The sequence below is a fragment of the Streptomyces sp. NPDC052036 genome (genome assembly GCF_040680495.1).
GTDB lineage: Bacteria > Actinomycetota > Actinomycetes > Streptomycetales > Streptomycetaceae > Streptomyces.
Genome location: NZ_JBFAWW010000014.1, coordinates 201,893 through 212,835 on the forward strand (window position 1 = coordinate 201,893; position 10,943 = coordinate 212,835).

A 10,943-nucleotide genomic window follows, 5' to 3' on the forward strand; every position below is an offset into this window, starting at 1 on the left:
AAACTGACAGTAACCCCAACGACCGTCTGCTTTCAGCAGTTTGCGCCGAATAACAGAAGTTGTTCGCACGGTAGGGCGGAAAGTGGTATACGTGCCCACTCCCGGTACCCATGCCGTACATGTCGTCGACGATCCCCTCGTCCGAGGCCTGTGACCTGCGGTCACGCCATGAGGGGCCGTCAGGATTCGATGCCCGCCTTCCGGGTGTGCAACTGCCGTGCCACCTCGGCAATCGACCCCGACAGGGACGGGTACACGGTGAAGGCGTTCGCGATCTGCTCGACTGTCAGATTGTTGTCGACCGCGATCGAGATGGGATGGATCAGCTCGGACGCCCGCGGTGCGACGATCACACCGCCGACGACGATCCCGGTACCGGGCCGACTGAAGATCTTGACGAAACCGTCCCGGATGCCCTGCATCTTGGCGCGGGGGTTGCGCAGCAGAGGCAGCTTGACCACCCGGGCGTCGATCTTGCCCGCGTCCACATCGGCCTGCGTGTAGCCGACGGTGGCGATCTCGGGGTCGGTGAAGACGTTCGAGGAGACGGTCTTCAGATTGAGCGGGGCCACCGCGTCGCCGAGGAAGTGGTACACGGCGATGCGTCCCTGCATGGCGGCGACCGACGCGAGGGCGAAGACACCGGTGACGTCACCCGCGGCGTACACGCCCGGAGCCGTCGTACGGGAGACCTTGTCGGTCCATATGTGACCGGACTCGCGCAGCTTGACCCCGGCCTCCTCCAGGCCCATCCCGCTGCTGTTGGGTATCGCGCCGACCGCCATGAGGCAGTGCGAGCCGGTGATCACGCGCCCGTCGGCGAGCGTGACCTCGACCCGGTCGCCGACCCGCTTGGCGGACTGCGCACGCGAGCGGGCCATGACGTTCATGCCCCGGCGCCGGAAGACGTCCTCCAGGACGGCGGCGGCGTCGGGGTCCTCGCCGGGCAGCACCCGGTCGCGCGAGGAGACGAGGGTGACCTTGGAGCCGAGCGCCTGGTAGGCACCGGCGAACTCGGCACCCGTGACACCGGAACCGACGACGATGAGCTCCTCGGGCAGCTCGTCGAGGTCGTAGACCTGGGTCCAGTTGAGGATGCGCTCCCCGTCCGGCTGTGCGTCGGGCAGCTCACGCGGGTGGCCGCCGGTGGCGATGAGGACGGCGTCGGCGGTGAGGGTCTCCTCGCTGCCGTCCGCGGCCCGCACGACGACCTTGCGCGACCCGTCCAGGGCCTGCATGCCCTCCAGCCGGCCACGGCCGCGCAGGACCCGGGCGCCGGCGCGCGTGACGGACGCGGTGATGTCGTGGGACTGGGCGAGCGCGAGGCGCTTCACCCGTCGGTTGACCTTCCCGAGATCGACACCGACGACCTTGGCGGCCTGCTCCAGGGGCGGGGTGTCGTCCGCGACGATGATGCCCAGCTCCTCGTACGACGAGTCGAAGGTGGTCATCACCTCGGCCGTCGCGATGAGGGTCTTCGACGGCACGCAGTCGGTGAGCACCGACGCCCCGCCCAGACCGTCGCAGTCGACGACGGTCACCTCCGCGCCGAGCTGAGCGGCCACCAGAGCCGCTTCGTATCCGCCGGGTCCGCCACCGATGATCACGATCCGAGTCACGTACCCCATTGTCCCGCACGTTCGGGGTCCGTCTCCTCCGGGGGCGACCGCAGGTGCTTCTGTTACAGAAGTGGCCGTCGGGACGCTGTCGTACCCTCGTCTCCATGTCGCTCTACGCCGCGTACGCCGGCAACCTCGACGCGCGGCTGATGACCCGCCGCGCACCCCACTCGCCGATGCGCGCCACCGGCTGGCTCGACGGCTGGCGGCTGACCTTCGGGGGCGAGCACATGGGCTGGGAGGGCGCCCTCGCGACCATCGTCGAGGACCCGTTGTCACAGGTCTTCGTCGCGCTGTACGACATCGCGCCCATGGACGAGGACTCCCTGGACCGCTGGGAGGGCGTGGGCCTCGACATATACCGCCGTCTCCGGGTCCGCGTGCACACACTGGAGGGCGAGGAATCGGCCTGGGCCTACGTCCTGAACGCCTACGAGGGCGGCCTTCCCTCGGCCCGCTACCTGGGCGAGGTGGCGGACGCGGCGGAGTCGGCCGGGGCGCCACACGATTACGTGATGGAGCTGCGCAAGCGGCCCTGCTGAACAGGCCCCGTCCCTACACTCGAGTGCAGCGGACGCATGAACGGGAGAGCACCATGACCGGCGGCACGCGCACCTACCAGGTCTTCTACACCGAGCAGGCCGCCACGGTCCGCGACCGCCTCGACGACCGGCAGCGGGCCGCGTTCGACAAGGGCATCGCCGTACTGGCCCGCGACCCCTTCCTCCCCGCGTCCCGCGCCATAAGCTCCACGGGCGACGACCGCACGGTCCGGCTCACCCAGAACATCCTGGTCGAGTACACGATCAGCCTGGGCCGTCTGCTGGTCTTCATCGTCGAGGTCTTCAACGACAAGGACGTCGTCATCGCGGACGAGGACTGAGCGGCCCTCGGCCACCGGGTTCCCCGGTCCCCGATCTCCCTTGATCCTCTCTTCGTGGGAAACGACAAGACAACGATCGCATTCCCGTGACCTCCGTCATCTACGCGCGTAGGCCGGAACCGGCTACCCTCTTGCGCGTGAACGCATCTCTTCTTCCGGACGACATCCAGGGCGACCCCTACGCCGCCGCCGACACCGCCGCCGCTCGCCTGCGGGAGCTGACCGGTGCCGAGACCCACGACGTCGCCCTCGTGATGGGCTCCGGCTGGGCGCCGGCCGTCGACGCCCTCGGCGAGGCCGAGGCCGAGTTCCCCGTCACCGAGCTGCCCGGCTTCCCGCCGCCTGCCGTCGAGGGACACGGCGGCAAGATCCGCTCGTACCGGCTCGGCGACAAGCGCGCCCTGGTCTTCCTGGGCCGCACGCACTACTACGAGGGCCGCGGCGTGGCCGCGGTCGCACACGGCGTGCGCACCGCCGTCGCCGCCGGCGCCAAGACGATCGTCCTCACCAACGGCTGCGGCGGCCTGCGCGAGACCATGCGTCCCGGCCAGCCGGTCCTGATCAGCGACCACATCAACCTGACGGCGACCTCCCCGATCGTCGGCGCCAACTTCGTCGACCTGACCGACCTGTACTCGCAGCGCCTGCGCACCCTGTGCAAGGAGATCGACCCCTCCCTCGAAGAGGGCGTCTACGCGCAGTTCACCGGGCCGCACTACGAGACCCCGGCGGAGATCCGCATGGCCCGCACCATCGGCGCGGACCTGGTGGGCATGTCCACGGTTCTCGAGGCGATCGCCGCACGCGAGGCGGGGGCCGAGGTCCTTGGCATCTCCCTGGTCACGAACCTCGCCGCCGGTATGACGGGCGAGCCGCTGAACCACGAGGAGGTCCTCCAGGCGGGCCGCGACAGCGCCACGCGCATGGGGACCCTGCTCGCACAGGTGCTGAACCGCCTGTAGGACACCACCGGCACCACCGGCCGTCCCCGGGCCCGCCCACCGGGCCCGGGCGGGAAGACGATGCGGCACACCGTCCCCGCCCGCCCGCCGCCCCAGGCGGCGCACGACCGGGCGGGGGCACCCGTCCTCACCGGCCGGTACCCCGCAGGCCCTCGGGCGTTTCCGACGGGCCTGCGCGGGCGATGCCACCCATGCCCCCACTGACACACAACGAGAGGTTGACCCGACGTGCACGACGAACTCATCGCACGGGCCCAGGCGTGGCTGGCCGAGGACCCCGACGCGGAGACCCGTGAGGAACTCGCCAAGCTCATCGACGCCGGGGACCACGCCGAGCTCGCCGCACGCTTCGGCGGCACCCTCCAGTTCGGCACCGCGGGCCTGCGCGGCGAACTGGGCGCCGGCCCCATGCGCATGAACCGCTCGGTGGTCATCCGCGCCGCCGCCGGTCTCGCCGCGTACCTCAAGTCCAAGGGCCAGGGCGACGGCCTCGTGGTCATCGGCTACGACGCCCGCCACAAGTCCGCCGACTTCGCCCGGGACACCGCGGCCGTCATGACGGGCGCGGGCCTGCGCGCGGCCGTCCTGCCCCGTCCGCTGCCCACTCCCGTGCTCGCCTTCGCCATCCGGCACCTCGGCGCGGTCGCCGGCGTGGAGGTCACCGCCAGCCACAACCCGCCCCGCGACAACGGCTACAAGGTCTACCTCGGCGACGGCTCCCAGATCGTGCCCCCGGCCGACGCCGGGATCGCGGCCGAGATCGACGCGATCACCACCCTCACCGCCGTCCCCCGCCCGGACTCCGGGTGGGAGGTGCTGGGCGACAGCGTCCTCGACGCCTATCTGGCCCGTACGGACGCCGTCCTGTCCGCCGGCTCCCCGCGCACCGCCCGCACGGTGTACACGGCGATGCACGGCGTGGGCAAGGACGTCCTCCTCGCCACGTTCGCCCGGGCCGGTTTCCCCGCTCCGGTGCTGGTCGCCGAGCAGGCCGAGCCCGACCCGGACTTCCCGACCGTCGCCTTCCCCAACCCGGAAGAGCCCGGCGCCATGGACCTCGCCTTCGCGCAGGCCCGCGAGACGGACCCCGACCTCGTGATCGCCAACGACCCCGACGCCGACCGCTGCGCCGTCGCCGTCAAGGACGGCGCCGACTGGCGCATGCTGCGCGGCGACGAGGTGGGCGCCCTGCTCGCCACGCACCTGGTCCGCCGCGGGGTCAGCGGCACGTTCGCCGAGTCGATCGTCTCCTCCTCCCTCCTCGGCCGTATCGCCGAGAAGGCGGGCCTGCCCTACGAGGAGACCCTCACCGGCTTCAAGTGGATCGCCCGCGTGGACGGCCTGCGCTACGGCTACGAGGAGGCGCTCGGCTACTGCGTCGACCCCGACGGCGTCCGCGACAAGGACGGCATCACGGCGGCGCTCCTGATCACCGAGCTGGCCTCCGTGCTCAAGGCCGAGGGCCGCACCCTCCCGGACCTGCTCGACGACATCGCCGTCGACCATGGACTGCACGCCACGGACCAGCTCTCGGTGCGCGTCGAGGACCTGTCGATCATCGCGAACGCGATGCGGCGCCTGCGTGAGCAGCCGCCGACCCGGCTCGCGGACCTGCCCGTCACCCGGTCCGAGGACCTCACCCAGGGCACGGACCGGCTCCCGCCCACCGACGGCCTCCGCTACACGCTCGACGGCGCCCGTGTGATCGTCCGCCCGAGCGGCACGGAACCGAAGCTGAAGTGCTACCTGGAGGTCGTGGTCCCGGTCGCCTCACACGCAGACCTCCCCACGGCCCGCACCAAGGCCAGGGCCCTCCTGGCCTCGATCAAGCAGGACCTGTCGACGGCGGCCGGCATCTGACGGCCTCCTGCTCCCGTACGGCGACCCCCGCGCCCGCGGCCGTTGAGGCTGCGGGCGCGGGGGTTGTTCGTACCCCTCACCCCACAGCCAGCAGAATCCCCAGGAGTACGGCCCCCGCCACCGCCGGGGCGATCACCTCGTAGGCCCAGCGGACGGTCGGCTCGCCCTGGGCGCGTTCGGAGTTCTGGTGGGCCTCGGCGAGCTCGCGCAGGTCGTCCATGACCTTGTCGGGCTGGGCGCGCACGGGCTCGCCCGGGTCGGCCGACGGCTGCGACGAGAAGAGGCGCCCCCGGCCGGTCGGAGGCGCGGCCGCCCGGCTCTGCTGCCGGGCCGCCTTCTTGCGCCCCCGCAGGGACACCGGCACCGCCCAGAGCTGGTACTTGGTCCCGGAGGAGGTGAGGGCCTCGTTGGAGTAGCCGGAGCGGAGCGCCGCGACCGAGCCCCAGGGGAGCACGATGACGCGGAAGGGGTTGCGGATGCGCAGCCGCTCGTCGTTCGCGTAGACGGCCGGGCGCATGGTGAAGGCGATGACCAGCGGGATCAGCAGGAGCATCGACGCAAGCGCCAGCCAAGGGGTGTGGCCGTGACCCTTGACCACCGCGTCGATGCCGAGCCAGAGGATGATGGCGAGCAGCAGCCCGCCGGCCGCGATACCGCCGGATGACCGGTGGACCTGGTCCTGGAACTCGGAGGCCGAGGGGTCCGGCGTGGGTCGCCGGCGGTCAGGGGTCGTCATGGCCCCGATTGTGCCCGACGACCGCACGGAAGCTCGTACCTAGGTGCCGGTTCCGGGTGCCGAGAGCAACCCCGGCCGTCCTGGGGGTGTACAGCCGCTACGCGCGTAGATATGCTCACCTGGTGACCATGCCCACCCATGCCCCAGCACACTCGCTCTCAGACGTCACCGCGTCCGACAGCACGCTGCGCCGCTTCCTCCACGGGCTGCCCGGCGTCGACACGGTCGGCCTGGAGGCGCGCGCCGCCTCGCTCGGCACCCGTTCCATCAAGACCACCGCGAAGGCGTACGCCATCGACCTCGCCATCTCGATGGTCGACCTGACGACGCTGGAAGGCGCGGACACCCCGGGCAAGGTCCGGGCGCTCGGCGCCAAGGCGGCCCACCCCGACCCCACGGACCGTACGGCCCCCACGACCGCCGCCGTCTGCGTCTACCCCGACATGGTGGCCGTCGCCAAGGAGGCCCTGGCGGGCTCCGGCGTGAAGGTCGCCTCCGTCGCCACCGCCTTCCCGGCGGGCCGCGCCGCGCTGGACGTGAAGCTGGCCGACGTGCGTGAGGCCGTGACCGCGGGCGCCGACGAGATCGACATGGTCATCGACCGCGGGGCCTTCCTCGCGGGCAGGTACCTGAAGGTGTACGACGAGATCGTCGCCGTGAAGGAGGCCTGCGGGACGAGCGCCCGACTGAAGGTGATCTTCGAGACCGGCGAGCTGTCCACGTACGACAACATCCGGCGGGCCAGCTGGCTCGGCATGCTGGCGGGCGCGGACTTCATCAAGACCTCGACCGGCAAGGTCGCCGTCAACGCGACCCCGGCCAACACCCTCCTCATGCTGGAGGCCGTCCGCGACTTCCGCGCCCAGACCGGCGTCCAGGTCGGCGTGAAGCCCGCCGGCGGCATCCGTACCAGCAAGGACGCCATCAAGTTCCTGGTCCTCGTCAACGAGACGGCCGGCGCGGACTGGCTGGACAACCACTGGTTCCGCTTCGGCGCCTCCTCGCTCCTGAACGATCTGCTGATGCAGCGTCAGAAGCTGGCCACCGGCCGCTACTCCGGCCCCGACTACGTGACGGTGGACTGAGACCCTCATGGAAAACGTGTCATCCGCATTCGAGTACGCCCCGGCGCCCGAGTCCCGCTCGGTCGTCGACATCGCGCCCTCCTACGGCCTGTTCATCGACGGTGAGTTCACCGAGGCGGCCGACGGCAAGGTCTTCAAGACCGTCAGCCCGTCCTCCGAGGAGGTCCTCGCCGAGGTCGCCCAGGCGGGAGAGGCCGACGTCGACCGCGCGGTCAAGGCCGCCCGCAAGGCCTTCGAGAAGTGGTCGGCGCTGCCCGGCTCCGAGCGCGCCAAGTACCTGTTCCGCATCGCCCGCATCATCCAGGAGCGCAGCCGCGAGCTGGCCGTCCTGGAGACGCTGGACAACGGCAAGCCGATCAAGGAGACCCGCGACGCCGACCTCCCCCTGGTCGCCGCGCACTTCTTCTACTACGCGGGCTGGGCCGACAAGCTGGAGCACGCCGGCTTCGGCCGCACCCCGAGGCCGCTGGGCGTCGCGGGCCAGGTCATCCCCTGGAACTTCCCGCTGCTGATGCTGGCCTGGAAGATCGCCCCGGCGCTCGCGACCGGCAACACGGTCGTCCTGAAGCCCGCCGAGACCACCCCGCTGTCCGCACTGTTCTTCGCGGACATCTGCCGCCAGGCGGGCCTGCCCAAGGGTGTCGTCAACATCCTTCCGGGCTACGGCGACACGGGCGCCGCGCTCGTCGCCCACCCGGACGTAAACAAGGTCGCCTTCACCGGCTCCACGGCCGTCGGCAAGCAGATCGCGCGCACGGTCGCGGGCACGAAGAAGAAGCTCACCCTCGAACTGGGCGGCAAGGGCGCCAACATCGTCTTCGACGACGCGCCGATCGACCAGGCCGTCGAGGGCATCGTCAACGGCATCTTCTTCAACCAGGGCCAGGTCTGCTGCGCGGGCTCGCGCCTTCTGGTCCAGGAGTCGATCCAGGACGAGCTGCTGGACTCGCTGAAGCGCCGGCTGTCGACGCTCCGCCTCGGCGACCCGCTCGACAAGAACACCGACATCGGCGCGATCAACTCCGCCGAGCAGCTGGCCCGGATCACCGCGCTCGCCGAGCAGGGCGAGGCGGAGGGCGCCGAGCGCTGGTCCCCGGCCTGCGAACTCCCCTCCTCCGGCTACTGGTTCGCCCCGACGCTCTTCACCAACGTCACCCAGGCACACACCATCGCCCGCGACGAGATCTTCGGCCCGGTGCTCTCGGTCCTCACCTTCCGCACCCCGGACGAGGCCGTCGCCAAGGCGAACAACACCCAGTACGGCCTGTCCGCCGGCATCTGGACGGAGAAGGGCTCCAGGATCCTGGCCGTCGCGAACAAGCTGCGCGCGGGTGTCGTCTGGTCCAACACGTTCAACAAGTTCGACCCGACCTCGCCGTTCGGCGGTTACAAGGAGTCGGGCTTCGGCCGCGAGGGCGGCCGCCACGGCCTGGAGGCGTACCTCGATGTCTGAGAAGACCGAGAAGACCGAGCAGCGGCTGTCGGTCTTCAAGACCTACAAGCTGTACGTCGGCGGGAAGTTCCCGCGTTCCGAGAGCGGCCGGGTGTACGAGGTGACGGACTCCAAGGGCAACTGGCTGGCGAACGCCCCGCAGTCCTCCCGCAAGGACGCCCGTGACGCCGTGGTCGCCGCGCGCAAGGCGTTCGGCGGCTGGTCGGGCGCGACGGCCTACAACCGCGGCCAGATCCTCTACCGCATCGCCGAGATGCTGGAGGGACGGCGCGAGCAGTTCGTACGCGAAGTGGCCGACGCGGAGGGCCTGTCGAAGTCGAAGGCGGCGGCGGTCGTCGACGCGGCGATCGACCGCTGGGTCTGGTACGCGGGCTGGACCGACAAGATCGCCCAGGTGGTCGGCGGCGGGAACCCGGTCGCCGGCCCGTTCTTCAACCTGTCCACCCCCGAACCGACAGGTGTGGTCACGGTCCTCGCGCCGCAGGAGTCGTCCTTCCTGGGCCTGATCTCGGTGATCGCCCCGGTGATCGCGACCGGCAACACCGCCGTCGTGATCGCGAGCGAGAAGTCCCCGCTGCCGGCGCTCTCGCTCGGCGAGGTGCTGGCCACCTCCGATCTGCCCGGCGGGGTCGTCAACGTCCTCTCCGGCCGTACGGCGGAGATCGCGGCGCCGCTCGCCGCGCACCAGGACGTCAACGCGATCGACCTCGCGGGTGCCGACGAGGACCTGGCGAAGGAACTGGAGATCGCGGCCGCTGACAATCTGAAGCGTGTCCTTCGTCCACAGGCTGTGGATTACTTCGAGACGCCGGGCATCGAGCGCTTGACGGCCTTCCTGGAGACGAAGACGGTCTGGCACCCGACGGGTTCGCTGGGCGCGTCCGGCTCGTCGTACTGACACCGGCCGAAGAGCGAGCACCGGCTCGACAGCAGAGCCGCGCTTCCCCGCCGTCCGGGGGGAAGCGCGGCTCTGCGTCGTCCGGCCGTCCTCGAAGGAGACTCAGCGCACCGCGTGGAGCACCTGTCCGACGACCGGCACACTGCCGAGCGACTGCGCCTCGGCCACGGGACGGGTCAGGTTCTGCGAGGCCAGCGGCTTGAAGTCGGCGACCTGCGTGGTGAGACCGTTGTCCAGCGGGTCGACACCCGTACCCGCCAGCGGGTTGGGCTTGAGGTTCGCGAGCGGGCCGGTGACCTGGCCCACGACCCCGGTCAGCTCCGGCAGCGCCTGCCGGCCGGCCTGGTCGAGCGACACGGGCCGGGTGCGCATCACATCGAGGACCGGGGCGCTGTCCGCCGACGCCGCTGCCGCGCCCGCCCCCAGTGCGGCGCCCGCGGTCGCGATGAGGACGAGGGCGCGCCGAGCGGTGGGGTTCTTGGGGGAGGCGTGTCGTGCCATGGCTGCTGCCACCTTTTCACTGCGGAGGGTAATGATGTCGACACGCAGGGTAGTTGAGGTGTGATGTGCGCTCCAACGTCGACCCGCGGGGTCGGCACGGTGTACGGAATGCGTCAGACTGGTGTCTCGTGAGTCTCCATCCTCCGGCCCCCGCCCGCGTCGTGCTGCTGTGCGGCCCCTCCGGCTCCGGCAAGTCCCTCGTCGCCGAACTGTCCGGGCTGCCCGTCCTGCGGCTCGACGACTTCTACAAGGAGGGCGACGATCCGACGCTGCCCCTGGTGGAGGGGAGTTCGGACATCGACTGGGACCATCCGCAGTCGTGGGACGAGGACGTCGCGGTCGCGGCCATCGCCGAACTGTGCGCCACGGGCCGCACGAGGGTGCCCGTGTACGACATCGCGCTGAGCGCCCGTACGGGCGAGGAGGCACTGGAGATCGACCGTACGCCGGTGTTCATCGCGGAGGGCATCTTCGCCGCCGAGATCGTGGAGCGCTGCCGTGAACTGGGCCTGCTCGCCGACGCGCTGTGCCTGACCCGCGGGCCCCTCACCACGTTCCGCCGCCGTTTCCTGCGCGATCTCAAGGAGGGCCGCAAGTCGGTCCCGTTCCTGCTGCGCCGCGGCTGGCGGCTGATGCGCGCGGAACGGTCGATCGTCACCCGCCAGACGGCTCTCGGCGCGTACGGCTGCGACCGGGACGAGGCGCTGTCCCGGCTCGCCGCGGCGGCAGCGGGCCGCCGGACCCCGGCCAAGGCTGCGGCGGCCTAGGGCGTGTTTCGAAAGTAGCGTCGCCCGCCCGAAGGGCGGGGCCCGCGGCGCCTGGTGCGGTGCATCGCAAGGCGGAGGGGCGTCCGCGTACTGGGCGTACGCGGACGCCCCCGACAACGCGGGGGGGGGGCGGGGCGGGGGGCCCCACCCCGCCCCCGGGGGGGGGGGGTGGCGGGGCC

At 71.1% G+C, this 10,943-nt stretch carries 11 protein-coding genes; 8 read left to right on the forward strand and 3 right to left on the reverse strand.

Annotation, left to right across the window (positions count from 1 at the left end):
- Nucleotides 1-179: 179 nt before the first annotated feature.
- On the reverse strand, nt 180-1,628 hold the full coding sequence (locus AB0L95_RS21200; RefSeq protein ID WP_365163428.1) for an NAD(P)H-quinone dehydrogenase: 1,449 nt from the start codon (nt 1,626-1,628) through the stop codon (nt 180-182).
- A 95-nt stretch (nt 1,629-1,723) separates the two neighbouring features.
- On the opposite strand from AB0L95_RS21200, the gene AB0L95_RS21205 reads away from it, so the two are divergent.
- The 4 genes from AB0L95_RS21205 to AB0L95_RS21220 all read left to right on the forward strand — a co-directional run bounded on the left by AB0L95_RS21205 (nt 1,724) and on the right by AB0L95_RS21220 (nt 5,324).
- Nucleotides 1,724-2,161, forward strand: a complete 438-nt coding sequence (locus AB0L95_RS21205) for a gamma-glutamylcyclotransferase (RefSeq protein WP_365163430.1) — start codon at nt 1,724-1,726, stop codon at nt 2,159-2,161.
- Between the two features lie 53 nt (nt 2,162-2,214).
- Entirely contained in the window at nt 2,215-2,502 is a 288-nt protein-coding gene (locus AB0L95_RS21210; protein ID WP_311701182.1) for a hypothetical protein, read from the forward strand.
- A 137-nt stretch (nt 2,503-2,639) separates the two neighbouring features.
- On the forward strand, nt 2,640-3,464 hold the full coding sequence (locus tag AB0L95_RS21215) for a purine-nucleoside phosphorylase (RefSeq protein ID WP_365163432.1): 825 nt from the start codon (nt 2,640-2,642) through the stop codon (nt 3,462-3,464).
- Between the two features lie 228 nt (nt 3,465-3,692).
- The gene (locus AB0L95_RS21220; RefSeq protein WP_365163434.1) at nt 3,693-5,324 is read left to right on the forward strand and encodes a phospho-sugar mutase; all 1,632 of its coding nucleotides are present in this window, start codon (nt 3,693-3,695) and stop codon (nt 5,322-5,324) included.
- 76 nt (nt 5,325-5,400) lie between these two features.
- On the opposite strand, the gene AB0L95_RS21225 is transcribed toward AB0L95_RS21220, so the two are convergent.
- Nucleotides 5,401-6,060 carry a PH domain-containing protein gene (locus AB0L95_RS21225; protein ID WP_365163436.1) on the reverse strand — a complete coding sequence of 220 codons (660 nt, stop codon included), beginning with the start codon at nt 6,058-6,060 and terminating at the stop codon, nt 5,401-5,403.
- 128 nt (nt 6,061-6,188) lie between these two features.
- Between AB0L95_RS21225 and deoC the strand changes: the two genes are divergently transcribed.
- Genes deoC through AB0L95_RS21240 form a run of 3 tightly spaced genes read left to right on the forward strand, consistent with a single transcriptional unit; the run spans nt 6,189 to nt 9,496 of the window.
- Entirely contained in the window at nt 6,189-7,145 is a 957-nt protein-coding gene (gene deoC / locus AB0L95_RS21230) for a deoxyribose-phosphate aldolase (protein ID WP_365163456.1), read from the forward strand.
- 16 nt (nt 7,146-7,161) lie between these two features.
- A complete protein-coding gene (locus AB0L95_RS21235) occupies nt 7,162-8,598 on the forward strand; it encodes an aldehyde dehydrogenase family protein (RefSeq protein ID WP_365163438.1) in 1,437 nt (478 codons plus the stop codon).
- Nucleotides 8,591-9,496 carry an aldehyde dehydrogenase family protein gene (locus AB0L95_RS21240; RefSeq protein WP_365163440.1) on the forward strand — a complete coding sequence of 302 codons (906 nt, stop codon included), beginning with the start codon at nt 8,591-8,593 and terminating at the stop codon, nt 9,494-9,496. Before AB0L95_RS21235 ends, AB0L95_RS21240 begins: the two co-directional genes overlap by 8 nt.
- A gap of 102 nt (nt 9,497-9,598) precedes the next feature.
- Here the strand turns inward: AB0L95_RS21240 and AB0L95_RS21245 are convergent, their stop codons facing one another.
- A complete protein-coding gene (locus tag AB0L95_RS21245) occupies nt 9,599-9,997 on the reverse strand; it encodes a hypothetical protein (protein ID WP_365163442.1) in 399 nt (132 codons plus the stop codon).
- Between the two features lie 128 nt (nt 9,998-10,125).
- Between AB0L95_RS21245 and AB0L95_RS21250 the strand changes: the two genes are divergently transcribed.
- Entirely contained in the window at nt 10,126-10,764 is a 639-nt protein-coding gene (locus tag AB0L95_RS21250) for a uridine kinase (protein ID WP_365163444.1), read from the forward strand.
- The last annotated feature ends 179 nt before the right edge of the window (nt 10,765-10,943 follow it).